Below are 25161 nucleotides of genomic sequence, written 5' to 3'. Positions count from 1 at the left end.
GGACTGTGCCCTTCGCACCTGCAGCGTGCGAAGGGCACTGGCCCCAGCCCTTCGAGACAGATAGAAGCGGGCTTTGAAAGAGCCATTCAGGAGCTTCGACATGTCGGACGCCGGTCAGAACGCCACTACGCCAGTCGGTCAGGTGCGGCTGGAAGATATCCTGCAGAACTTCCGCGACGCGGCCGAAACCGAACACCTCGCCTTTCTCTCTTCAGAAGACATCGAGGCACAGGCCGCCAGCATCAGCGAACTGGCCGCGGCCTATGAAGGCGGGCCCGCCAGTATAAGAGTTCGCGACGGACGCGGCGATGATGGCCGCCTGACCGGAACGAGTGTCCTTGAAACCGTCACGCGTGACTCTCCCTTCCTGGTCGATTCCCTGCTTGGCCTGTGCGCCGAACAGGGCCTGGAAGTTCGCGCCCTTTTCCATCCGATCCTGAAAAGCAGCGAGGGCGTTCGCCTGTCGCTCATCCAGATCCACGTGCCCGCCCTCAGCGCGGCCGAATGCAAGACACTCCACGATGGCGCCAAGGCCACCTTGCGTGATGTGGCCATGGCTGTTGCAGACTTTTCCAGCATGCAGGCGCGCATGCAGACCGAGATCAACCGGCTGGAGAACGATCCTGCCTGTAGAGAAGACGTCTGCAGGGAAGCCGTTGCCTTCCTGAACTGGCTTGCAGACGAGCATTTCGTCTTCCTCGGCGTGCGCGACTACCATTTCGAGACGGCATCCGATGGCTCAGTGCGGCCGGAAGAGCCTGTCATGGTGGAGGGCTCAAATCTCGGCCTGCTGCGCGATGAGGACCGGAATGTCCTGCGCCGCGGGTCCGAACCGCTTGTCCTGACGCCGGAGATCGGTGCCTTCCTGTCCGAACCCAATCCGATCATTGTCGCCAAATCGACCCTGACGTCCCGCGTCCATCGCCGCGCCCTCTGCGACTATGTCGGGGTCAAACACTTCGACGAGAAGGGCAATGTTGTCGGCGAGACCCGTTTTCTGGGGCTCTATACGGCTGAGGCCTATAATCAGAGCGCGCGGGAAATTCCCCTCGTGCGCCAGCGCGTCGCGCGCGTCCTCGAAGCGACCGGCGCGATTGAGGGCAGCCACGACTACAAGGCCCTGTCCAACATTCTCGAGACCTGGCCACGCGATGAACTGCTTCAGGCCGAGGCGGAGACGCTTATCCCGCTGCTGCAGGGCGCGCTTCACCTTGTCGGGCGCCCACGCACCCGTGTCTTCGTGCGCCGCGACCAGTTCAACCGGTTCGTCTCCGTCCTCGTATTCGTTGCACGCGACGCCTATGATTCCAGCGTGCGCGAACGCATCAGCGCACATGTCACCAAGGCATTCAGGGGGGAGCTAATCTCCTTCCAGCCGCGCTTCGATGCTTCCCCGCTGGCGCGGGTACATCTGCTGATCGAGCTGCCCGACGGGTCGGTCCAGCCCGACCTCAAGAGGCTGGAGGCAGATGTCGCCGCCATTGCCCGCACATGGGATGACGCCTTCCGCGAAGCGCTGAGCGATCTCGGCCTGCCAGAGGATGAGTTCGAGCGTGCCAATGCCTTCCGCGTCGGCTTCAACGCCGCCTATCGCGAGGCGTTCGGGCCGCACGAAGCCCTCATTGATGTGGAAGCGATCCGCGACCTCGGCGCCGACCGCCCTATCCGCCTGCGCGCCTTCCGGCCCGAAGGCATGCCGGACCATGAAATCTCCGCCAAGATCTATTCGCGCAGCGGATCGATTGCCCTGTCCGACTGCGTTCCAGTCTTTGAGAATATGGGGCTCTTCGTCGATTTCGAGACCGGCTATCCGGTCCAGCCAGACCCCAAACCCATGGCCGACGGCCCCGACACCTACTGGGTGCATTCCTTGCGCATGCGCACCGCCGACGGCACCCCTCTGGACATAGAGACCGTCGGGGCCCGCTTTGAAGAGGCCTTCGTTGCCATCTGGGACGGGCGCGCTGAGAATGACCGGTTCAACGGTCTCGTCTTTTCCGCCGGCGCGAGCTGGCGCGAGGCGGCCCTTCTGCGCGCGCTCTGCGCCTATCGCCATCAGACCGGTCTCGATCCGGCCCGCAGCACGCAGATCGAAGCGCTGAAACGCCATCCGGGTCTCAGCCGCGACCTGCTCGAACTGTTCTATATCCGCTTCGATCCCGGGGCAGGCAAGGACTTGGAGAGCCGCCGTGAGGCTGCCGAAACCAAGCGCGAGGAGATCGAGACCCATCTCAATGATGTCTCCTCTCTGGACGAGGACCGCGTGATCCGCCGGGTGGCCCGCCTCATCATGGCAATCCAGCGCACCAATTTCTGGCAGCGCCGCCCCGATGGCAGCCCGCACCCCTTTATCAGTTTCAAGATCGCCAGCCAGGAAATCAGCGACCTTCCCGCCCCCAAACCGTTCCGCGAGATCTTCATGGCAAGCCCGCAGGTCGAAGGCGTTCACTGCCGCTTCGGCATGGTGGCGCGCGGCGGTCTTCGCTGGTCTGACCGGCGCGACGATTTCCGCACCGAAGTGCTTGGCCTCGTAAAGGCCCAGCAGGTCAAGAATGCGGTCATCGTCCCGGTCGGCTCCAAGGGCGGCTTCTTTCCCAAACAGATCCCCCCGACCGCCACACGCGAAGAGCGCAACCAGGGCGGTATCGCGGCCTATCGTACCTTCATCAATTCGCTTCTCGACCTCACCGGCAATCTGGTCGACGGGAAGGTCGAGCAGCCTGCGGATACGGTGGTCTGGGACGGCGACGACCCATATCTCGTCGTCGCCGCCGACAAGGGCACGGCGACATTCTCCGATATCGCGAACGAGATCAGCCTGGAGCACGGCTTCTGGCTCGGCGACGCGTTCGCCTCTGGTGGCTCGGCCGGCTATGACCACAAGAAGATGGGCATTACCGCGCGCGGCGCCTGGGAAGCGGTCAAACGCCACTTCCGCGAAATGGGCAAGGACATCCAGACCGAACCCTTTACCGTTATCGGCTGCGGTGACATGTCCGGGGACGTCTTCGGCAATGGCATGCTGCTGTCGAAGCAGATCCGCCTTACCGCCGCCTTCAACCACATGCATATCTTCATCGACCCGGACCCGCAGGACACCGAGCGGCTCTGGGAAGAACGCAAGCGCATGTTCGACCTGCCGCGTTCGTCCTGGATGGATTACGACCAGTCGCTGATTTCCGAGGGCGGCGGCATCTTTGATCGCAGCGCGAAGTCCATTCCTCTCAGCGACCAGATCAAGAAGATGACCGGTCTCAAGACCGATGAAGCAACACCCGACGAGTTGCTGCATGCCCTGCTGAAGAGCGAGTGTGAGCTACTCTGGTTCGGCGGCATCGGCACCTATGTGAAAGCCACGAGTGAAACGCAGGGCGATGCCGGCGACCGCGCCAATGATGCGATCCGCGTAAATGGCCGCGACCTGAAGGCCAAGGTTATCGGCGAGGGCGCCAATCTCGGCCTCACCCAGGCCGGCCGGATCGAGTTTGCCCTGAAGGGCGGACGCATCAATACCGACGCTATCGACAACTCAGCTGGTGTCGACAGCTCCGACCATGAGGTAAACATCAAGATCCTCTGTTCGGAAGCCATGCGCCACGGCTCGCTGCCAAGCGGCCAGCGCAACCATCTCCTGGCGCAGATGACCGATGATGTGGCGGCTCACGTTCTTGCCCACAATTACTCCCAGACCGGCGCGCTCAGCCTGGCTGAGGCGACGGCGGCCCGTGACCATCAGGCCAATGAACGGCTCATGTGCTATCTGGAGGGCCGCGGTGTTCTGGACCGTAAGGTCGAGGGCCTGCCGGAAACCTCTGAGATGACCGAGCGCGCCCAGAACAAGGCCTGGCTCACCCGGCCCGAACTCGCCGTTCTCATGGCGTGGTCGAAGATCACCCTCTTCGATGACATCGTTTCATCCGACGTGCCGGACGATGCCTATTTCTGGCAGACACTTCAGTCCTATTTCCCCGACGATCTGCACGGTTTCGACGAGGCGATGGAGGCCCACCGTCTTCGCCGCGAGATTATCGCCACCGTCCTCGCCAACCGCCTGATCGATGCCGGCGGACCGCTGATGCTGCTGCGGCTTCGGGAACGGACCGGCGCCACAAATGCCATGATCTGCCGTGCCTTTGAGACGGCCGCATCGCTGCTGGAGCTTCCAGCCTATCGCTTCGACGTTCACGGGCTCGACAACAAGGTGCACGCCCGCGTTCAGACAGAGCTGCTGCAGATCGCTGCCGATGCCGTGGCAGACACGGCTGCGGCCCTTATCCGTAACGCGCCCGACATGCCCGTCGGACAGGCGATCGACCGCTACGCGTCCATCTTCGGCAAGATCGACCACGATCTTGAAAGCTCGCTGGAAGGGTTTGAGGCGCAGCAATTCCGCAAGCGGGTCACGGCGCTTGCCAATGCCGGCATCGAAAAGCCGCTGGCCATGCGGGCAGCGTCCATGCCGCTGCGCCCTGTCGGGGTGGAACTTCAGATGCTCATTGAAGGCGCCGGAACCTCACCGGCGGCCGCCCTCAGCGCCTATATGAAACTGGGCGACACGCTGCGTCTCGACCGTCTGCGCCATGACGCGCTCAACGGCCTCGACAATGCCAATTACTGGGAACGGCTGGCCACCCGCCGTCTCATTGAGGATCTGCGCCGCCATCAGGCTCAGGCCACCGCTGAAGCGCTCAATGCAGGCGATGTCGATCAGTGGCTGCGGGAGCGTGACAGTGAGCGCAAGGCGCTTGTCCAGCAGCTCCACACCCTGTCATCGGCGAATGCGAGCTTTGCCCAGTTCACACTGGCTGCCGACGCGGTGCGCAGCTTCATGGCCGGATCTGCAAGAACGGAATAAAATGCCTTGAAATACAAGGGGCAGAAATAAACGGGCCCGCCGGACGGGGACGTGTCCAGCGGGCCCTACAGGCCACTCCGCAGGCTGGGTGGGGGGACGCACGCGGAGGCCTGATTGTGTTTGAAAGCTAGAACACACGCATTCTGACCCTGTATATGTGGCGCAGTGCCACGCGTGCCAAGGTCAGTTCGCAGTGCTCTCTGCAGTTTGCCTTTTCGTCGTTTCCGGCTGCCCCGTAAGGGCCCCTCCGGGGTCGCCATCTGCTGACAATAACACTGCAATCCATCGTGTGGTTGCTGACTGGGCGCACAAAATCATCAGTAGAACTGTAAGTGGCGCAGACAGGAACATTCCCGGGATTCCCCAGATCGCGCCCCATATCGCCAGAGAGAGAAGAACCACCAGGGCAGAGATATTGAGCGAGTCGCCCATGATCCTTGGCTGGACGAAATTGCCGATCATGAACTGCCAGAAGCTCACGGCGGCGAACACGATGACCGAGAAGAAATAGCTGTCCTGTGCGCCGCCCGGCACCCAGCCGGGCACGTCAGGCTGCACCAGCGCAAACAGGAACGGCACAAAGGCGGCCACGATAGAGCCGATCGTGGGTATATAATTGAGCACGAATATGAGGCCCGACAGGAAGATCGCATTGTCGACGCCAAGGGCGACCAGCGTGATATAGGTCAGCACCGTAATCATCACTGAGATGACGGTCTGGGTCCACAGATAGGTCTCGATCCCCCGCCGCGCGGCGTGGCCGATCTCGCTGACCTGGTCTCGCCGTTCCTTGTCCCTGAAAATCCGGTCGAGCTTGGGCGACCAGGCGCTTTGCGCCAGAAACAGGAACGCGACATAGATCAGGATGACAACAAGGTCTCCGGACAGATCTCCCAGCGCGCCTGCAATCGTCGCGAAGAAACGCTGGCCGCGCTCGTCGAAGATGATCTCGGTCAATGTCGGCGCCGAGCCCATATTGACGATACCATAGGCGTCGCTGATGAGGCCGTTGATCTTTTCCTCATAGTCGCCGGCCTGGTCGCTGAACTGGCTGACCCCCTGGGCAAGAAGGCCGATGAATATGCCAAACCCGACCAGAGTGCCCAGAATGGAGACTGCCCGGCTCGCCGCTTGCGACATGAAGGATAGCCGCGCATCGATCACGCGCGCAAACCCCTCCATGACGAGGAACAGGAACACAGCCAGCGCGAAGGGCGCGAGAATCGCACGGCCGAGATAGAGAAGCGCAATGATCACGCCGGTGGCGATGATCCAGATCCCGACAATACCGGATCGCATGTTCATTTTTGGGCCTGGCCTCCAGCTTCACCCTGCTTCGACAGACGCGACATGTGAAAGTCGCGCGCCAGATGTATGCACGGGCGCACCGCGAAGAAAATAGAGCCGATCAAAAACAGCCAGGTCGCGGTCGTCTGCGTCTCCTCGCTGAAGAAAAGTGCAGAGCCGACAATGAAAGCAATCGCGGCAAGCGCGTCCACGCCATCATAGACTTTCTGGTACTGACCATAGACCTCACCGTGTTTATGGGTCTCGAAATTCATCCACTTGCGGGACTGTTTGCTCATGAGGGCCTCCTTTCACCGCTTGCAATGCACGGCTGGAAGATTGGCTCCTGCGACGTGGAAATACAATTCAGCCTGCCTGAAAGACGCCCGAAAGCAGTCGGGCCTGTCAACACTTTTCCCCGCTTGCGATTGGGTCTAGCTTCCCGCCGACCGTTGAGGGGAAACCAGCGTAATGAATGACCGGATATATCTCGGCGGCGGCGGGGCCGAGCAGAACGAGCCCCAGAGCCTTCTGCTGAAGCAGGCCAATCGCCACGGCATCATCGCAGGCGCGACCGGGACCGGCAAAACCGTCACCCTGCAGATCATGGCCGAAGGGTTCTCAAATGCGGGCGTGCCGGTCTTCTGCGCCGATGTGAAGGGCGACCTTTCCGGCATAGCCAAGGCGGGCAGCGAGACCTTCAAACTGCATGAGGCGTTCATGTCGCGCGTCCGGAAGATCGGCTTTGATACATATACCTACCACGACGTGCCTGCGGTCTTCTGGGACGTCTTCGCCGACCAGGGCCATGCCGTCCGCGCCACCGTCGCCGAAATGGGGCCGACCCTCCTGGCCCGGCTTCTGGACCTCAATGAGACGCAGGAAGGTGTCCTGACCGTCGCCTTTGAATATGCCGACGATGAGAACCTGCTTCTTCTGGACTTCAAGGACCTCCAGAAACTCCTCATCCATCTTGGTGAGAAGGAGGTGCGCGACGATGTTTCGCTGCGCTATGGCAATATCGCGCCCGCCTCGCTCGGCGCTATCCAGCGCGACCTCCTGCGGCTCGAACGTGAGGGCGCCGAGCGCTTCTTCGGCGAACCGGCGCTCGATCTGTTCGATCTCATCCGCACCGCTGCGGACGGGCGCGGGATCGTCAACGTGCTGGACGCCACAGAGCTCATCAACTCGCCGAAGCTCTATTCGACCTTCCTGCTCTGGCTTCTGTCAGAGCTGTTCGAACAGCTGCCCGAGATCGGCGATCCGGACAAACCGAAGCTCGTCTTCTTTTTCGATGAGGCTCACCTCCTCTTCAAGGACGCGCCCAAGGCGCTTATCGAAAAGATCGAACAGGTTGTCCGTCTGATCCGGTCCAAGGGGGTCGGCATCTATTTCGTCACGCAGAACCCGCGCGACATACCAGACAGCGTGCTGGCCCAGCTGGGCAACCGTATCCAGCATGCCTTGCGCGCCTACACGCCGAGTGAAAGAAAGTCGGTCCATGCCGCCGCCGAGAGCTTCCGGCCGAACCCGGCCTTCGACACTGAACAGGTAATCACAGAGCTTGGCACCGGCGAGGCGCTCGTCTCTACGCTGGATGAGAAATCCGCGCCCTCCATGGTCCAGCGCACTCTCATTCGTCCACCTTCCTCACAGCTGGGCCCCATCACCGCCGGTGAACGAACCGCGATGATGAAAGCCAGCCCGGTCGCACATCGCTATGATGAGCCGGTCGACCGGGAGTCGGCCTATGAGCGCCTCCTCGCCAAGGAGGAAGCTGCCGCGCGGGAGGCAGAGCGCCTTGCCCGGCAGGAGGAAAGTGCCCGGCATGAGCTTGAGAAAAAGAAAGCCCGGCGCAGACCGTCATCCCGCCGCCAGACCGTCAGCGAAGCGGCCGTCAAGACGGCCGTCCGGCAGGTGGCGCGCGATGTCGCCCGCTATGTAATGCGCGGCATCCTTGGCAGCATGAAGCGCAAATAGACGCCGGTTTTGCGCCGCCACTTCCCCACCTCGGCCGGCTGCGTGTTGCAGGCACGCCCTGTCACGGAAATGTTGCGGACCTGTTACCTGTCTGACGTAAAAGCTTCGCAGAACTGACGCTGAAGACTGGTAGCGGCCTCTCCGTATTCAAGAGGGGTGTAGTTCCATGAAATTTCGATACAGCAAGCTTGTCTCAACCGCGCTGATCAGCGCCGGTCTCGCGCAGATCGCCGCCGCCGATATCGTGCGCGGCCAAGTCACCGATGCGTCCGGCGAGGCGCCGCTCGCAGGCGCAATTGTCCGCATTGAGGGCCTTAACCGCTCGACCACGACCGACCGTTATGGCGACTATCGCTTTGCCAACATCCCGGCAGGCGAGCACACGGTCACGGTCTCCTATATCGGCGCTGCCCCTGTCAGCGAGACGGTAAACGTCCAGAACGAAACAGAGCTCGACATGCGCGTCGGCAGTGATGTGCGCTATCTCGACAATGTGCTGGTCGTCGGCTCGGCGGCCGCGCAGGCTGGCGCCATCAACCAGCAGCGCGCCGCAGATGCCATCATCAACGTCATCGACTCAGACGGTCTCGGCAACTTCCCGGACACGACGGTGGCGGACTCGCTCGCCCGCGTGCCCGGCCTGTCGATTGAAACCGACCAGGGTGAAGGCCGCTACGTTTCCATTCGCGGCATCAACACCGACCTGATCGCCGCCTCCATCAATGGCGTGCGCACACCCTCTCCTGAAGACCGCCGCGGCGTCCTTCTCGATGGCGTGCCGTCGGACCTCCTGGACGGGATCACCGTTCAGAAATCACTGACGCCGGATGTCGATGCCGACAGCCTTGGCGGCGTGATCGACCTGAAGACCATTTCCGCCTTCGACCGCGACGGCCGCTTTATCCGCGCCAAGATCGAGGGCGCCTATAATGAAATCTCCGAAGACCTCTCGCCCAAGGCGACACTGACTTATTCGGACGTGTTCAATGACAGGCTCGGCGTTGCCCTGTCCGTGAACTATCAGGACCTCGCCATCGAGGCGCACAACAATGAGACCGGCGAATGGGGGTTCCTGGATGACGGGACCGCCTTCCTGAATGATGACTATGAGCAGCGCTGGTATGACCTCAACCGCGAACGCATCGGTTTCATTGCCAATTTCGACTGGCGGGTGAGCGACAATACCGAACTTTATCTGCGCACCCTCTATAACAATTACGAGGATGACGAGGTCCGCAACAAGTTTGAGTTCCGGGATCTCGACGATGCCGAGGATGATGGGGTCGTCACCGCCGATACGCAGACCGTTCCGCTGAACGAGATGGATGCCGAGGTGCGTCAGCGCCGCGAGATCCGCCAGATCCAGACCTATGCGCTGGGTGGGCAGTCCTACTGGCAGGAATGGAACTTCGACTATGAAGTCTCCTACGCCTATGCCGAGGAGGATGACAGCGACAATCACGATGTCACCTTCCGCTTTGAGGATATTCAGGATGCGGCCGCCGATGCAGGCCTCTCCGACTCGGATGTCCTGATCGACTTCTCCAATCCGAAAAAGCCGAAATTCTCCGGCCCCCTCCTCGACCTTGTCTACGACCCGTCGAATTATTTTCTCGATGCGTTTGAGGAAGAAAACACCGTCAACGAAGACACCGAAACCTCGGCACGCTTCGACATTTCCCGCGACAGCCTGATCGGCGACACGCCGGTTGAATGGAAGGCCGGGATGAAGCTGCGCGATAGGGAAAAGACCCGCGATGCCAATGTCACCTTCCATGAAGCCGACGATTTCAACCTGTCGCCTTTCGTGGACAAGCAGCTGGTCTCCGGCTGGCGGCTGGCCAATCCGATGCCGGCCTGGCCCGACCCGGACCTGACCCGCGCGCTGCGCAATGGCGCTGGTGAGGGCTTCGAGCTGGACGAGGACTCGACCAATTTCGACAGCCTTGCCGAAGACTTCACCATCGACGAGCAGATCCTCGCCGCTTACGCCATGGGCACGTTCGACCTTGGCAATCTGACGCTGATCGCCGGCGTTCGCATGGAAGACACCAAGACAGACCTCAGCGGCAATATCTTTGCCGAGGAGGATGACCCGGCCAATGTCGAGCGCCGCGATGTCTCCAATGACTATACGCACTGGCTGCCATCGGTGAACGCCAAATACGCCTTCAACGACAAGCTGGTCGCACGCGGCGCCTATTATGCTGCGATTGTGCGGCCGTCCTTCGGTCAGATGGCGCCGTTCACAGCCTTCAATGATGACCGCGATGAGCTTGAGCTCGGCAACCCCGGTCTCGACCCGTATGAAGCAGACAATTTCGATCTCAGCCTGGAATACTATCCGACCGAACTTTCCGTTCTGTCTGTCGGCATTTTCTACAAGGAGATCGACAATGGCATCTTCCCGGCGACCTTCACCCGCGATGAGACCGATGCAGGCGATCTTGTCCCGCTCAGCGACTTCATCGCTTCCGTACCCGTCGACCTCAGCTATCTGACGCTGGACCAGCTTGCTGACGTGGAGGAGGTCAACTCCTTCATCAATGTCGGCTCCAGCGAAATCTCCGGCATTGAATTCAACTATGTCCAGAGCCTTGAGGACCTGAACGAGATGCTGGACGGCTTCCTCGTCTCGGCAAACCTGACGCTGACCGACAGCGACAGCACGCTGCCGGATGGCCGTGAAGTGCCCTTCCTCAAACAGTCGGAAACGATCTGGAATTTTGCCATCGGCTATGACAAGGGCCCATGGGATCTGCGCGTGTCGGCCAATTATCGCGGCGACTATGTCGATGAGTTGTTCGAGGAAGACCTCGACCGCTACACCGACGACCGTCTTCTGGTCGAGGCCTCAGCCAAGTACAGCGTCAACGACCACTTTCAGCTCTACCTTGAAGGCAAGAACCTGACCGATGAGCCGGAATACTATTATTTCGGCAGTGAGCGGCGCCTTTCCCAGTATGACGAGTTCGGCACGACGGTCGTCTTCGGCGCGCGCCTGACCTATTGATCGCTGGCATAGGGCCAGAAAAGCAGGCCGGGGCGCGTGGCGTTTCCGGCCTGTCCTGTTTATTCCTACCCATTTCAGGAGACTTTCCATGATCTTCCGCACACTTCTACTCGCTGGCGCTGGTGTCCTTGCCCTCTCTGCCTGTGAAACGAACGAGGCCTGGGTCGATGACGGCATTGTTGCCGCGCCCGTGGCTGCATCTTTCGAAACCGATCCGATGACCGGCACGGGCGACCGCGCCGACGATCCTGCCCTCTGGGTACACCCGGACGACACCGCCCGCAGCCTCATCCTCGGCACCAACAAGGATGAAGGCCTGCACGTCTACGACCTCTCCGGCGCAGAGCTCCAGTTCCTCGATGTCGGGCAGATCAACAATGTCGATATTCGCGGCAATGTCGCAGCCGCCTCGAATGACGAATTCAATACGATCACGATGTTCAGCGTCGATCCGCAGACCGGCGCCGTCTCGCATACAGGCGACATTCCGACGGGCAAGGAAGAGCCTTATGGCCTGTGCATGGGCGAGATCGACGGGACCACGCTCATCCTGCCGACCTATAAGGACGGCGCCATGCAGATCTGGTCGCTGGATGCGGGCAACCCGCAGCTTCTTCGTACCGTTCAGGTCGGCCAGTTCGGCCAGCTGCAGCTGGAGGGCTGCGTGGTCGATGATGCCACCGGTCTCGCTTTCATCGGTGAGGAAGAGCACGGTATCTGGCGCCTGGATCTTCGCACGCCGGACAGCCAGCCGGAAATTGTCGACACGATCGCCGCAGGCAATGGCCTCGTCGCCGATGTCGAAGGCCTTTCGCTGTGGGCCGGAGAAGGCACCGAGGGCTATCTCGTCGCCTCCGCGCAGGCCGCCGACCGCTTCGTCGTCTATGACCGCGCCGCCCCCCACGCCCCGCGCGGCGTCTTCACCGTGACCGAAAGCGAGGATGGCAGCGTGGATGCGGTCAGCCATACCGATGGCCTCGACGTATCGTCGGCCGCCCTGCCCGGCTACCCACGCGGCATCGTGATCGTGCAGGACGATGCCAATCCCGTCTCCGAAGTCGACCAGAACTTCAAGGTGGTTGACTGGGCGAAGGTCGAGGCGGCGCTTGGGCTCGACGACTAGGCTGGCCTCCTTGCAGGACTCCTTGAAAGGGCCGGCCGGTGCGTCGGCCCTTTTGCTTGCGCCCGCTAACCCCCGCCACTAGCCTTCGCCTGACATGACAGAAGGAGTTGCGACGACGTGGCCAAAGCCTCCATCAAGCCCGCCCTTGCCGCCGCCATGCTGGCCTTCCTGCCGGCCCAGGCCGCTTCAGCGCAGGACGCCGAGCGCATGAGTAGCAAGACCACCCCCGCAGAAGCGCCCGCGCGGACCGACCGGTTTGCCCGCCTCGCCCTTGATTGCGTTCACCGCGAATACCCGAACAAGATCAGCCATGTCCTCAATTCGGACCAGGACGCCCTCCCGCCACATGAGCTGACGCCGACCTTCTATGGCTGTTTCGACTGGCACTCATCTGTCCATGGCCACTGGCTGCTGACCCGCATCCTGACCACAGCCCCGGATACCGCGCTCGAAGAAGAAATACGCACCGCGCTCGCCCAGAGCTTCACCGAGGAGAACCTCGCCGGCGACCTTGCCTACATCCAGGGCGAGGACCGCGCCTCCTTCGAGCGGCCCTATGGCATCGCCTGGTATCTGCAGCTTGTCGCCGAACTCGAAGAGAGCGACGACCCGCAGCTCTCGCAATGGCGTGAGACGCTGCGCCCGCTCGAAGACCAGATTGTCGCCAATACGATGGACTGGCTGCCAAAGCTCTCCTATCCGATCCGGCTCGGCACCCATAACCAGACCGCGTTCGCCTTCGGCCTCATGCTCGATTATGCCCGCACGGTGGGGAATGAGGCGCTGGAAGAGACGCTGACCGGCAAGATCCGCGACTTCCACATGGGCGACACCAATTGCCCCATCGGCTATGAGCCCTCGGGCGAGGACTTTCTCTCGCCCTGTCTCATGGAGGCCGATCTGATGCGGCGCATCCTTGACCCGGCGGACTTCGCGGCCTGGCTCTCGGATTTCCTGCCCGGCCTGCCGGAGGATGGCAGCGCCGACTGGCTGGAGCCTGGCATCGTACTGGACCCGTCCGACGGCAAGCTTGTCCATCTCGACGGGGTGAACCTCTCGCGCGCCTGGGCTCTGGAAGGCATCGCCGCCGGTCTGCCGGAAGACGATCCACGCCGCGACAGCCTGCTGGCGGCTGCGGAAGTTCACCGCGAGACCGGCATCGCGGCGGTCTCGGACGTTCACTATTCCGGCAGTCACTGGCTGGCGAGCTTTGCCACCTATCTGGAGACACGCCGCGGCCTCACGGGCGCCGGCGCACCCGGCTGAGGCTTAATCGGAATTCATGAAGGGTGACGGGGCGATAGCGCTTTTATTTGCCGCCTCGCATACCTAGATACGGGCTGAGACAGCTCACCCAGCGGAGGACAATCATGCAGGACTATCTCAAATTCTATATCAACGGCGAGTGGGTCGATCCGGTACAGCCGCGCACGCTTGAGGTCGAAAACCCGGCCACTGAAGAGCCATTTGCACGGATTTCCCTTGGGTCGGAAGCCGATGTGGACAAGGCTGTCGAGGCGGCCCGCACAGCTTTCGAATCCTTCTCCCAGACCTCGGTTGAGTTCCGCGCAGAGCTGCTGGAGAAGATCGCGGCCGGCATCCAGGAACGCGCCAGCGACATGGCAAAGGCCATCTCCGACGAGATGGGCGCGCCGATGTGGCTTGCCAACGCCGCCCAGGTTCCTGCCGGCATGGGTCACTATATGGCCGCTGCCAAGATCCTGCGCGAATACAAGTGGGAAGAAGAGCGCGGCGCCACCCTGATCCGCAAGGAGCCGATCGGCGTCTGCGGTTTCATTACGCCGTGGAACTGGCCGCAGAACCAGATCGCCTGCAAGGTGGCCCCAGCCATCGCGACGGGCTGCACCATGGTTCTCAAACCGTCTGAAATCGCACCGCTCGACGCAATGATCGTTGCCGAGATCATGCATGATGCCGGCGTGCCCCCTGGTGTCTTCAACCTCGTCAATGGCGACGGCCCGGGCGTTGGTGCCTACATGTCCCAGCACCCCGGCATCGACATGATGAGCTTCACCGGCTCCACCCGGGCAGGCGTTCTCGTCAGCCAGGCTGCCGCCCCGACGGTCAAGCGCGTTGCGCTGGAGCTTGGCGGCAAGTCGCCAAATGTTGTCCTGCCGGACGCAGACCTCAACAAGGCTGTCGCTGGCGGCGTCATGAACATGATGACCAATACCGGCCAGTCCTGTAACGCCCCGTCCCGTATGCTGGTCCAGCGCGACAAGCAGGATGAGGCCATCGCCATCGCCAAGGCGACGGCTGAGAAGGTGAAGGTCGGCGCGGGCGCCGACGCCCCGAAGGGCGCCATGGGCCCCATTGCCAACGGCAATCAGTGGAACAAGGTCCAGGACCTCATCCAGAAGGGCATCGACGAAGGCGCAACGCTCGTCACCGGCGGCACGGGCCGTCCGGAAGGCTTCAACAAGGGCTATTTCGCCAAGCCGACCGTGTTTGCGAATGTCACCAATGACATGACCATCGCGCGTGAGGAAATCTTTGGCCCGGTCCTCTGCATCCTGCCTTATGACACTGAGGAAGACGCGATCCGCATCGCGAACGACACGGTCTATGGCCTGTCCTCCTATGTGCAGTCCGGCGATATCAAACATGCGCGCGAAGTCGGCAACAAGATCCGTGCCGGTAACGTCCACATCAACGGCGCAGGCCCGGACTTCGCAACAGGCGCCTTCGGCGGCTACAAGCAGTCCGGCATCGGCCGCGAATGGGGCGATTATGGCTTTGAGGAATTCCTCGAAGTGAAAGCCGTCTTCGGTAACCAGCCAGCCTAGGCACCGCCCTCAAGGCAAACTCATTCACGAAAGCCCGCGGCGTCAAACCCGCGGGCTTTTTTTGTCTTGCCATATGAATACCGGAACGTGGCCGCCTCTCACCTGTTGGCTTCGCACAGCCGAATATTCAGGAGCGCACATGACGCAGATAAAGCCAGGCCAGCCAGAAGGCCCCCTTTCCCTCAATCTCATCAATGGCACGAACTGGACCCTCAGCGAGCAGGACGACGTGGCACATCCGTGGCGCATGATCGTGGTCTATCGCGGCCTTCACTGCCCACTTTGCAAGAAGCAGCTACAGGAACTTTCCGGCAAGCTCAGCGATATCGCCGATGCCGGTATCAGCGTTGTCGCCGCAACGATGGAAGAAAAGTCCCGCGCAGACAAAGCTCATAGCGACTGGGAGCTGGGCGATCTGCCTGTTGCCTATGGGGTTGGCGCGGACTTTGTCGATGAATTCGGCCTCTTTACGTCCAGTGCCATCAATGACGATGAGCCAGACGTCTTTGCAGAGCCTGCCCTGCTCGTCTTCAAGGGCGAGAACTATCATATGGGCTGGGTCCAGTCGGTCCCCTTTGCCCGGCCCGCCCTCGATGATGTAATCGAGACCATCAAATTCGTTGAGAAGAAGGATTACCCGCCGCGCGGAACGCGGTAGAATGCAGCTGGCCCTGCAACAATGGCAGCAGAGTCGGCGCATCGTTGTCTGGCATTCAGTTTCGCGCGCTATAGTTTCAAAAGAAACAGGACAGGGTTCAGAACCATGACCAGAAAATATCTCATCCCCGCACTCGCATCCCTGGCGGCGCTGGGCGCCTGCGCGACAGCCACGCCTTACCAGGCCGCGACCCCCTCTGATCGTGGCTATACCAACCAGCAGATCGAACAGAATCGCTGGGTCGTCACTTTCTCCGGCAACAGCCTGACCGACCGCCAGACGGTTGAGACCTATCTTCTCTACCGCGCGGCCGAGCTCACCGTGCAGAACGGCTATGACAATTTCCGCATGGTCCGCCGGACGACGGATGCCGACAGCAATCTGGTTCCGGTTGGAGGTGGCTACAATTACAGCTATTTCAGCCCGTACTACCGTTTCTATGGGCCGCATGGGCGCGCCGTGGCCTATTATCCCTATCACTGGGGCGCGTTTGACGATCCGTTCTATTCACGCGCGCCGGACTATCGTGAAGTGACACGTTTTGAAGCCTCTGCCGAGATTCTTCTGGGCCGCGGCCCCTCGCCGGACGACCCGGCCTATTTCGACGCGCACGACGTTCTCGCCAATCTGTCCGGCCAGATCATGCGTCCGCAAGCACGCTAGGCTCACCGGACCGGCCCCAGCCCCTCACCAAAAAAAGCCCGCCTCTCTGGGAGGCGGGCTTTTCTCATTTCAGGGCGTTTGCGCGTTTAGCGCGGCGCCATACGGATCGCGCCGTCGAGGCGGACGTCTTCACCGTTGAAGTAGCCATTGGTGATCATCGTCTCGGCCAGATGGGCATACTCTTCCGGATTACCGAGACGCGCCGGATGCGGCACCTGGGCGCCAAGCGCCTGCTTCACATTCTCCGGGGCGCCCTGCAGAAGCGGGGTGTTGAAGATGCCCGGCAGGATCGTGTTCACGCGGATGAACTCACGGCTGAGGTCACGGGCAATTGGCAGGGTCATCCCGACCACACCGCCCTTGGAGGCCGAATAGGCCGCCTGGCCGATCTGGCCGTCTTCAGCGGCAACCGATGCCGTGTTGACGATCGCGCCGCGGTCGCCGTCTTCCAGCGGGTCCAGCGTCATCATGCCAGCGGCCGATTTCGCGATGCAGCGGAAGGTGCCGACCAGGTTGATCTGGATGATCATGTCGAACTTGTCGAGCGGGAAGTGTTTGACCTCACCGCTTTCCTTGTCGCGCGAGGCCGTTTTGATGGCGTTGCCGGTGCCGGCGCAGTTTACAAGGATACGCTCCTGGCCGATGGCCGCGCGGGACTTCTCGAAGCCGGCATCGACCGAGGCTTCGTCAGTGACGTTCACCTTGCAGAAAACGCCGCCGAGTTCCTTGGCGAGCGCTTCGCCCTTTTCCTCGTTGAGGTCGAACAGCGCGACCTTCACACCATGCGAGGCAAGACGCTTTGCGGTTGCAGCGCCGAGGCCCGATGCGCCGCCGGTGATGACTGCGCTGATGTCTGAGCTAAGTTTCATGTCTGATAGGTCTCCCTTGATCGTTCGACGGATGCGAGCGATCTATAGAGGCAAGAAAGGCCCTGCCAATGCGTCACCCAACGGAAATTGTGATAGAGAACGGTGAAGACGGCCCGCGCCGCCTGCCAATTGCCCTGGAAAGCGACCGGGCGCGCACGCGCCGGGGCTTCATGCCGAAGCTCCTGCGCCTTGCAGGCAAGCTGCCCTTTGCGGACGATCTCGCCGCGGCCTATTTCGCCGCCATCGATCCGGCCACCCCGCGCAAGGCGAAAGCAGTCCTGTTTGCCGCGCTCGCCTATTTCGTGATGCCGACCGATTCCGTGCCCGACTTCATCGTCGGCTTCGGCTTTGCCGATGATGCCACTGTCCTCGCCACAGCGCTGTCCATTGTGGGCGCACAGGTTCGCGACCGCCACAGACGCTCTGCCCGCCGCCTGCTCGGCCTTTCAGAGCCGGAGACAGACGACAAAGAAAGCCGTTAGGTCTAGCTGACGCCCGGATCGAAGCTCTGCGCGGCCGGGCTGATCTCGACTGCGCCTTCCGAGCCTGAAATCTGATAGACCGACAGGCGCCGCTGCGTCGTGCCCTGCCCGTCAAAACGGAAGAGACCGTTCACCCCCACAAACCCGTCTTCGGAGGACAGTTCCTCGCGGGTGACCTCGCCATCCTCACCCAGCTGCGCGACCATGGCTGCCGCATCATAGGCCGTCGCGGCCAGTGAGCTTGGGGCACGCCCATAGATGCGCTGGTACTGGGTATTGAAGGACTGGACGTCCTCACGCGGGGGGCCGACAAACCAGCCGCCCCGCAGCGACGGCTCGCGCCAGATGCCCGGGTCATCCCAGCCGGACAGCCCCATCATCTGCGCGCGCCGGCTCATCCCGTAATAGCTCAGCAGAGGGGCCACCCGGCGAAGCTGCGTGCCCCGCTCCGGGATAAGGATTGCCACCGGGCTGCCGCTTTGCTGCGCGCTATTGACCGCCTGGGCGATATAGCGCGCCTCGGAATCGGGGGACTGGGTACTGGCCGGATAGAAGCCGCTGGCCGCCACGCGTCCGCCGACACGGCTCGCCTCGCGCTGCAGCGCCGTCTCGATCCGCTGGCCGAGATCGCTCTGCGGGCCGAAATAGGCAAACTGGCGATAACCTTGCGAGACCGCATGGTCGACAAGCGCCGCAACTTCCTGCTCGGGCGTGATCGAGGCCAGCCATGTATTGCCGCCAGCCACGTCCCGGTCATTGGAGAAGCCGATCACCTGGGTCTCCCCGGCAAGGCCCTCGCGGTTGATGGCGGCGATATTCGTGCCGAAAAGCGGACCAAGGATCACATCCGCACCCTCATCCAGCACATCGCGGGCCTGCGAAACGGCGAGGCTTTGCGAGCCTGCCGTGTCCTTCGGCAGAATCAGCATGCCCTCGCCGCCATGATCGAACAGGGCCATTTCAATGCCGGCCAGCATGCCTTCGGCTTCCTCGCGCACGCCGGAATTGGGGTGGGAGAAGGGCAGCAGCACACCCACGCGGAAGACGTCGCGTCCATCCATGAAGTCGGGCGTGAAATAGTCCGGATTGACCTCTTCGACGGTTTCGGCTGGCGTGATGCCCTGGTCGTCATGAATCCCGTCTGGGCGGTCCGACTGCTGGGGACGCGTATCGGGCCGGGTCTGACCCGTCTCGATCGGGGCTGGCGGACGGGTCGGATCGCTCGCGCAGGCGCTGACCAGCAGAAAACTTGCCAGTGCAAGGCTTGGCGCAAGGCGCGCAAAGCGCGATGGTAGCCGAAATGTCATCCAGTTTCCCTTCTTCTCGAACGAACAGCCGCCCGTCTGGCGAGACTAGTGCCGGGCCGGAGCCTGCGCAACACAACGCCGCGCGCCTCGACCCCGGCCTCTATATTGTGTCGACACCGATCGGCAACCTCCGCGACATCACACTTCGCGCGCTCGACACGCTCGCCTCGGTGGATGAAGTTCTCGCCGAAGACACGCGGGTCGCCCGCAAGCTCATGGATGCCCATGGCATTCACGCAAAACTGAGCCCCTACCATGACCATAATGGGGCAGAGCGCCGCCCCGGCCTCCTCCAGCGTCTACAGGATGGCGAACGCCTCGCCCTGATTTCCGATGCCGGCACGCCGCTTGTCTCCGACCCGGGCTGGAAACTCGTCCATGAGGCGCGCGAGGCCGGTGTGCGGGTCATACCTATCCCCGGGGCGTCCGCCATGCTGGCCGGGCTTGTCGCCTCCGGACTGCCAAGCGATCAGTTCATGTTCTGCGGCTTCCTGCCGGTGAAGTCCGGCGCCCGCCGCAAGGCGGCCGAGGACCTGAAGACCGTGCCTGCCACGCTGATCTTCTATGAAGGCGGCTCGCGGCTGGCCGCGTGTCTCTCGGACCTTGCCGAAATTCTTGGCGAGACCCGCGACTGCGTCGTCGCACGTGAACTCACCAAACTCTTCGAGGAAGTGCGCGCCGCGCCGCTGCGTGAACTTGCCGATCACTATGGCGAAGCCGGCGCGCCCAAGGGAGAAATCGTCATCCTGATCGGCCCGCCCGGCAGACAGGAGGCGAGCGCCGCCGACATCGACACCGCCCTGCAGGACGCCATGCAACGCCTGCCGATGAAGGCCGCAGCCAACGAAGTCGCGGAGGTATTCGGCCTCTCAAAGCGCGACCTCTATCAGCGCGCCCTTCAGCTAAAGAATGGCTAGGACCGCGCGCAATCGCGCCGCGGCCGAAGCACGCGGCCGCCGGGCCGAGACGCTTGCCGCGCTCTGGCTGCGGGCCAAGGGCTACCGCATCCTCGACAGGCGGGTGCGCCTCCCAGTCGGAGAGATCGACCTCATTGCGGTACGTGGCCGCACGCTCGCCTTTGTCGAGGTGAAGGCACGAAAGACCTTCACAAGCGCCGCGAATGCAGTCACGCCTGCTTCCTGGCAGCGGATCAACCGGGCCGCCGCCAGCTGGACGGCACGGCGCAGCACGCTCCAGACCCATGACTGGCGGTTCGACCTGGTCGTCATCCAGCCCTGGAAGCGGCCTGTTCACCTTGCTGACCAGTGGCGCCCAGATTTTGCCCCAAGCGGTCGCTAGGGCTTTGTCTGAAGTATAAGAAGATCGAGAGGCAGACCATGGTCCTTCACCGTTTCCTCGCCCCCGCGCTCCTTGGCGCCTTCAGCCTTGGTGGCTGTGTCGCAGCCGCCGTTGGCACGGCCGGCGCCGTGGGCCTTGCAAGCGTCCAGGAGCGCACGCTGGGCGAGGCGGTCGATGACGCCACAGCGTCGAATGAGATCAAGGCCAAGCTGCTGAATGAAAACGGCTATGGTGAGGTGGATGTGGAGGTCGCCAATGGTCTCGCCCTCCTGTCGGGCCGCGTCTCAAGTCCCGAAATGCGGGTGCGCGCAGAGCAGATTGCGTGGAGTTCGAGCCGCATCACCGACGTGGCCAATGAGATCCAGATCGAGAAGCCCGGCGGTTTCATGGCGAATGCTTCGGACGAGCTGATCACGGCGCGCGTGCGCTCCTCGCTCCTGTCGGCCCGCAATGTCAAAAGTCTCAATTTCAATATCGAGACCTATAATGGGGTCGTCTATCTGATGGGCCTTGCCCGCTCGGAGGAAGAGCTTGAGACCGCCGCCCAGCGCGCCAGCGTCGTGCAAGGCGTCGAACGCGTCGTCTCCTATGTCCGGGTGCGCGAACCGCACCAGCGCCAGGCCGCGCCAGCCGGCAACACCGGCGGCGGCAGCGATGAAGAATTGCTTGGCGGAAACGTCTATTAGCGCGCCGTCAGTGTCTCGCCGGAATCGGCGGTCATCGTCAGAAGGCCGTTATCATCCAGGCTGAGCTGTGAGACGTTTTCCAGGAGATCGAGGTAGAACTGCTCCTGATCCATAACCTCCGGCATGCAGGCTTTGCGGGTCAGCGCAATCGGCCCGATCGTCAGCAGGCTGTCCTCGACCGAGCCGCTCGCCGTATAGGCATTGCACGAGGCCTGACCGTTGATCTGGCCGTCTTCGGAAATACGCAGCGTGATCGGCGCGGCGGTCATCACCGGCTCGCCATTCAGCCGCGCAATCATCCAGTCTCGTCCTGCCAGATCCTCCAGCGTGACCTGCCCGGCCCCTGCCGGTGACAGCATGATCATGCCGAGATCCTTGCGCGCATCGTTTGCGACGAAGGTCATTTCATCGCGTGTCTGCCAGAGAAGCTCGCCATCCGGCATGCGAATATCGGCGCTGAATCCCAGCGGCCCGGCTTCGGCCTCGGCCGCCTCTTCGCGCACCACGATCTCGAACGGGATGGGCACCTGCCGCCCGTTGAGGGCAAAGCTTTGCTCAGCCAGGACAGGCGTGCCCTCGCCGTCCACGTCGCGCACGATGAGATGGGCAATCGCTTCTTGCGGCAGGGCGATGCGCTGGCGATAGCTCAGCGAGCCGAAAACATTGGTCTGCGCCACGATGGCGGAAAAACCATTAGCCTCTTCAACTGACGCTGCTTCAGTGCGCGCCGGCGCTTCGGGCGACTGCGCGCAACCGGTGACAAGGGCCAGGGCGGCAAGGGCGGTGAACGCTTTCATCATGGGCGGGTCTGATCCTGTGGCTGCGACAGGAAGAATATGGACCAGCGGGCGCTTTCGGCCAACCACGCTTTCGGTCCGCGGGCTTTCAGGCTCACGTTTAAGTGATCGCCCGCCGGTCTGATCCAGCGCACCTGGAGGGCCGTACCAATAGTATTAGCCGATCTTATTTTGTTTTTATATCCTTGTTTTAAATATATTTTTTTAATGATCCAGTGGTCTCCGCGGCGCGTAGTGACGGTATCACAACCCAAAGGAGACACTTCATGAAAACCCTCTTTGCAGCCGTCGCGACGACCGCCCTCTTTGCTGGTGGTGCCAGCGTCGCCTATGCGGACCACCATTCTGAAATGTCCGAAAAGAAGAACATCGTCGAGACCGCAGCCTCCAAGGATAGCTTTTCGACGCTCGTTACCGCTGTGACCGAGGCTGAACTGGCCGAAGCACTTCAGGCCGAAGGTCCATTCACCGTCTTCGCCCCGACAAATGATGCGTTCGCCGCCCTGCCGGAAGGCACCCTGGATACGCTGCTCATGGACGAAAACCAGGGCCAGCTTCAGGACATCCTGAAGCTCCACGTGGTGTCCGGCAAGATCAAGTCCGGGGACATCGCTGAAGGCACGACCGAGGTCGAAACACTTGGCGGCGACACCATCGAAGTCGTGAATACCGATGGCACCATCACTGTCGGCGGCGCCAAGGTCATCATGGCCGATGTCTACACCTCGAACGGCGTGATCCACGCCATCGATGGCGTCATCCTGCCTGAATAAGTTCCTTCCTTCCCAGGAACATCAAGGTGCGCCCCTTCCTTCCCGGGAGGGGCGTTTTTGTGCGCGCGGCGAAAAGGAATGCCGTTCCGGCGCTTATCAAGGCGCCCAATCACCTTCATATAAGCGATCGAGTAAAGATGATCGGAGGGCCCCTGCGCCATGAGCTTGCGAATTGCGATCCAGATGGACCCGCTGGAATCGGTGGACATCAATGCAGACACCACCTTCGCCCTGGCCGAAGAGGCGCAGGCACGCGGCCACAAGCTGTTCGTCTACCAGCCCGGACACCTCAGCTTCGATACCGGCAAGCTCATCGCCCGCGCCCGGCCCGCAGAGGTTCAGCGCGTCAAGGAAACGCCCGGCCTGTTCGGTGAAGAGCGCGAGCTTGATCTTGCCGCCGATGTCGATGTGGTCCTGATGCGTCAGGATCCGCCCTTTGACATGTCCTACATTACCGCCTGCCACCTGCTGGAGCTTCTGAAAGGCCAGACACTTGTCCTCAATGATCCGGAATTCGTGCGCTCCGGTCCGGAAAAGCTCTTCCCCCTCCTCTTTCCCGAAATCATCCCCGACACGCTCATATCGCGCGACCTGAAAGCCATTGAGGCCTTCCGTCAGCGTCATCGCGACATCATTATCAAGCCGCTTTACGGCAATGGCGGCGCGGGCGTCTTCCGCATGAAGGAAGATGACAGCAACTTCTCCTCCCTGATGGAAATGTTTCTCGAACGCACGCGTGAGCCGCTCATCGCCCAGGCTTTCCTGCCGGCCGTCAGCAATGGCGACAAGCGCGTCATCCTCGTCAATGGAGAGCCGGTCGGCGCGATCAACCGGCGTCCGAAGAAAGGCGAAACCCGCTCCAACATGCATGTCGGCGGCACCGCAGAACCAAGCGAGCTCAGCGACATTGACCGCAAAATCTGCGCGGCCATCGGGCCGGAGCTTCGCAAACGCGACCAGTTGTTCGTCGGGATCGATGTGATTGGCGACAAGCTGACAGAGGTCAATGTCACCAGCCCGACGGGGATACAGGAGCTGAAGCGCTTTACAGGCATCGACGCGGCCGCCATCTTCTGGGATTGTGTGCAAGACAGAGTTGCCAAAACCTGACTTTAGGCCCCACTCTGGAGGTATGAATATGAAAGCTCTTTCCGTCGCCGCCGGCCTCACGCTCGCCATTGCCGGAACGGCCTGTTCCGAACAGGTTCCGGCAGAGCCCGAAAACGTCACCGCCGCGCCGCCGTCCGAGACGGCTTCGGCTGAGACCAGCTCCACAAGCGGCTCCCGCTTCAATCTTCGCATTCCAGGCGGTGAACCAGCCTCGCAGACCAGCACCAGCGGAGGCTTCAACCTTCGCGGTCCCGGCGCGCCCTCACCGGCCAGCGGACCTTCCGGCATGCGCATGCCGGAAAGCACGCTTGAGACCGACCCGCTCGGCAACGTCCCGGAAGTGCAAGGCCCCACCCTCAATAACCCGGCAGCCAATGTTGCCGCCGGCGTCCAGACCCCGGCACCCGGCCCGGATGAGGATGACGACGATCTCATCCGTCTCGACTAGGCTAGGTCTGCCCGTTTAACCTTCGGGCGATTTCGTTCTTTCTTTGTTCCGGGCCGTATGCTAGGCAGGGAGCGGAAAGGAAATCGCCATGGTCTGCCGTGTCACGACTTTTGCCTTTGAAGGCATAGAGGCCAAGCCCGTGGACGTTCAGGTCCACATCGCTTCCGGAAATCCCTTTTTCACGATTGTCGGCCTGCCGGACAAGGCCGTGGGCGAGAGCCGCGAGCGTGTGCGCGCCGCCTTTTCCGCCATCGGCCTTGCCATTCCACCCACACGCATAACCGTCAATCTCGCGCCGGCTGACCTGCCCAAGGAAGGCAGCCACTATGACCTCGCTATCGCGCTCGGCCTGCTGGCCGCCATGGGCGTCATAGCGCCGGACGCCCTGGACGGGCATGCGGCGATCGGGGAGCTCTCTCTTGATGGCGCGCTCGGTCAGACGCTTGGTGTGCTGCCTGCGGCCATGGCCGCGCAGGCCATGGAGCTGCGTCTGATCTGCCCGGCTGTCTGCGGCCCTGAAGCGGCCTGGGCCGGAGAGGGCACCATCGCGGTGCCAAGTCTCATTTCCATGATCAACCATTTCGCGGGCCGCGCCAGCCTGCCGGCGCCGGTCGCCGGAGAGCTCGCCCCGCCTGTCGCCGCGGCGGACCTTGCCGATGTGAAGGGCCAGGACGGCGCCAAACGCGTGCTCGAAATTGCGGCCGCGGGCGGGCACAATCTCCTCTTCTGCGGTCCACCCGGTTCCGGCAAGTCGATGCTCGCCCAGCGTCTTCCCGGTCTCCTGCCGCCGCTTTCGGCCACGGAGCTTCTGGAAGTCTCGCAGATCCAGTCAGTCGCCGGCATGCTTGAGCGCGGACAGCTTTCGCGCCAGCGCCCGTTCCGCGCACCGCACCATTCGGCCTCCATGGCGGCCCTCGTGGGCGGCGGGATCAAGGCCCGGCCCGGAGAAGTATCACTCGCCCATCATGGCGTGCTTTTCCTCGACGAACTTCCTGAATTTCCCG

21 protein-coding genes are annotated in these 25161 nt (G+C 62.1%); 16 read left to right on the top strand and 5 right to left on the bottom strand.

Annotated elements, in window-relative coordinates:
• Window positions 1–100: 100 nt before the first annotated feature.
• Window positions 101–4855 carry an NAD-glutamate dehydrogenase gene (locus ABNU55_RS00105; protein ID WP_348764172.1) on the top strand — a complete coding sequence of 1585 codons (4755 nt, stop codon included), beginning with the start codon at window positions 101–103 and terminating at the stop codon, window positions 4853–4855.
• Between the two features lie 183 nt (window positions 4856–5038).
• Here ABNU55_RS00105 and ABNU55_RS00100 read toward each other — a convergent pair whose 3' ends face one another.
• Complete coding sequence (locus ABNU55_RS00100; RefSeq protein ID WP_290752203.1) at window positions 5039–6160, bottom strand: AI-2E family transporter; 1122 nt, start codon at window positions 6158–6160, stop codon at window positions 5039–5041.
• A complete protein-coding gene (locus ABNU55_RS00095; RefSeq protein WP_290752201.1) occupies window positions 6157–6441 on the bottom strand; it encodes a YrhK family protein in 285 nt (94 codons plus the stop codon). The genes ABNU55_RS00100 and ABNU55_RS00095 overlap by 4 nt, the downstream gene beginning before the upstream one ends.
• A 172-nt stretch (window positions 6442–6613) precedes the next feature.
• Between ABNU55_RS00095 and ABNU55_RS00090 the strand changes: the two genes are divergently transcribed.
• From ABNU55_RS00090 to ABNU55_RS00060, 7 genes are all read left to right on the top strand, one after another.
• Window positions 6614–8122, top strand: a complete 1509-nt coding sequence (locus ABNU55_RS00090; RefSeq protein WP_290752198.1) for a helicase HerA-like domain-containing protein — start codon at window positions 6614–6616, stop codon at window positions 8120–8122.
• A 166-nt stretch (window positions 8123–8288) separates the two neighbouring features.
• Entirely contained in the window at window positions 8289–11135 is a 2847-nt protein-coding gene (locus ABNU55_RS00085; protein WP_290752196.1) for a TonB-dependent receptor, read from the top strand.
• Window positions 11136–11223: 88 nt separating this feature from the next.
• Window positions 11224–12258, top strand: a complete 1035-nt coding sequence (locus ABNU55_RS00080; RefSeq protein ID WP_290752194.1) for a phytase — start codon at window positions 11224–11226, stop codon at window positions 12256–12258.
• Window positions 12259–12375: 117 nt separating this feature from the next.
• Complete coding sequence (locus tag ABNU55_RS00075; protein ID WP_290752192.1) at window positions 12376–13524, top strand: DUF2891 domain-containing protein; 1149 nt, start codon at window positions 12376–12378, stop codon at window positions 13522–13524.
• Window positions 13525–13628: 104 nt separating this feature from the next.
• On the top strand, window positions 13629–15065 hold the full coding sequence (locus ABNU55_RS00070) for an aldehyde dehydrogenase family protein (RefSeq protein WP_290752190.1): 1437 nt from the start codon (window positions 13629–13631) through the stop codon (window positions 15063–15065).
• 139 nt (window positions 15066–15204) lie between these two features.
• Complete coding sequence (locus ABNU55_RS00065) at window positions 15205–15723, top strand: redoxin domain-containing protein (protein WP_290752187.1); 519 nt, start codon at window positions 15205–15207, stop codon at window positions 15721–15723.
• A 105-nt stretch (window positions 15724–15828) separates the two neighbouring features.
• Window positions 15829–16386 (top strand): hypothetical protein, encoded by a 558-nt coding sequence (locus ABNU55_RS00060; RefSeq protein WP_290752184.1) that lies wholly within the window; start codon window positions 15829–15831, stop codon window positions 16384–16386.
• An 86-nt stretch (window positions 16387–16472) separates the two neighbouring features.
• On the opposite strand, the gene ABNU55_RS00055 is transcribed toward ABNU55_RS00060, so the two are convergent.
• On the bottom strand, window positions 16473–17255 hold the full coding sequence (locus ABNU55_RS00055) for an SDR family NAD(P)-dependent oxidoreductase (RefSeq protein WP_290752181.1): 783 nt from the start codon (window positions 17253–17255) through the stop codon (window positions 16473–16475).
• A 68-nt stretch (window positions 17256–17323) separates the two neighbouring features.
• Between ABNU55_RS00055 and ABNU55_RS00050 the strand changes: the two genes are divergently transcribed.
• On the top strand, window positions 17324–17737 hold the full coding sequence (locus ABNU55_RS00050) for a YkvA family protein (protein ID WP_290752178.1): 414 nt from the start codon (window positions 17324–17326) through the stop codon (window positions 17735–17737).
• 2 nt (window positions 17738–17739) lie between these two features.
• Here the strand turns inward: ABNU55_RS00050 and ABNU55_RS00045 are convergent, their stop codons facing one another.
• Window positions 17740–19044, bottom strand: a complete 1305-nt coding sequence (locus tag ABNU55_RS00045; RefSeq protein ID WP_290752175.1) for a penicillin-binding protein activator — start codon at window positions 19042–19044, stop codon at window positions 17740–17742.
• A 107-nt stretch (window positions 19045–19151) separates the two neighbouring features.
• On the opposite strand from ABNU55_RS00045, the gene rsmI reads away from it, so the two are divergent.
• The 3 genes from rsmI to ABNU55_RS00030 are packed head-to-tail and all read left to right on the top strand — an operon-like array spanning window position 19152 to window position 21029.
• Window positions 19152–19961 (top strand): 16S rRNA (cytidine(1402)-2'-O)-methyltransferase, encoded by an 810-nt coding sequence (rsmI, locus tag ABNU55_RS00040; RefSeq protein ID WP_290760663.1) that lies wholly within the window; start codon window positions 19152–19154, stop codon window positions 19959–19961.
• Complete coding sequence (locus ABNU55_RS00035) at window positions 19954–20343, top strand: YraN family protein (RefSeq protein WP_290752171.1); 390 nt, start codon at window positions 19954–19956, stop codon at window positions 20341–20343. The genes rsmI and ABNU55_RS00035 overlap by 8 nt, the downstream gene beginning before the upstream one ends.
• A gap of 38 nt (window positions 20344–20381) precedes the next feature.
• Complete coding sequence (locus tag ABNU55_RS00030; protein WP_290752169.1) at window positions 20382–21029, top strand: BON domain-containing protein; 648 nt, start codon at window positions 20382–20384, stop codon at window positions 21027–21029.
• On the opposite strand, the gene ABNU55_RS00025 is transcribed toward ABNU55_RS00030, so the two are convergent.
• Window positions 21026–21829 (bottom strand): META domain-containing protein, encoded by an 804-nt coding sequence (locus ABNU55_RS00025; RefSeq protein WP_290752168.1) that lies wholly within the window; start codon window positions 21827–21829, stop codon window positions 21026–21028. The two genes, ABNU55_RS00030 and ABNU55_RS00025, sit on opposite strands and share 4 nt — an antisense overlap.
• A gap of 263 nt (window positions 21830–22092) precedes the next feature.
• On the opposite strand from ABNU55_RS00025, the gene ABNU55_RS00020 reads away from it, so the two are divergent.
• From ABNU55_RS00020 to ABNU55_RS00005, 4 genes are all read left to right on the top strand, one after another.
• A complete protein-coding gene (locus ABNU55_RS00020; protein WP_290752165.1) occupies window positions 22093–22599 on the top strand; it encodes a fasciclin domain-containing protein in 507 nt (168 codons plus the stop codon).
• 159 nt (window positions 22600–22758) lie between these two features.
• Window positions 22759–23709 carry a glutathione synthase gene (gene gshB, locus ABNU55_RS00015; protein WP_290752163.1) on the top strand — a complete coding sequence of 317 codons (951 nt, stop codon included), beginning with the start codon at window positions 22759–22761 and terminating at the stop codon, window positions 23707–23709.
• 28 nt (window positions 23710–23737) lie between these two features.
• Window positions 23738–24157 (top strand): hypothetical protein, encoded by a 420-nt coding sequence (locus tag ABNU55_RS00010; protein WP_290752161.1) that lies wholly within the window; start codon window positions 23738–23740, stop codon window positions 24155–24157.
• A gap of 88 nt (window positions 24158–24245) precedes the next feature.
• Window positions 24246–25161 (top strand): ATP-binding protein (locus tag ABNU55_RS00005; RefSeq protein ID WP_348764171.1); only part of this gene is annotated, 916 nt, incomplete at its 3' end.

This window comes from uncultured Henriciella sp., assembly GCF_964005855.1.
Classification (GTDB): domain Bacteria; phylum Pseudomonadota; class Alphaproteobacteria; order Caulobacterales; family Hyphomonadaceae; genus Henriciella.
Note: the sequence above shows the minus strand (reverse complement) of the source record. Positions and strands in the feature narration are given on the sequence as shown.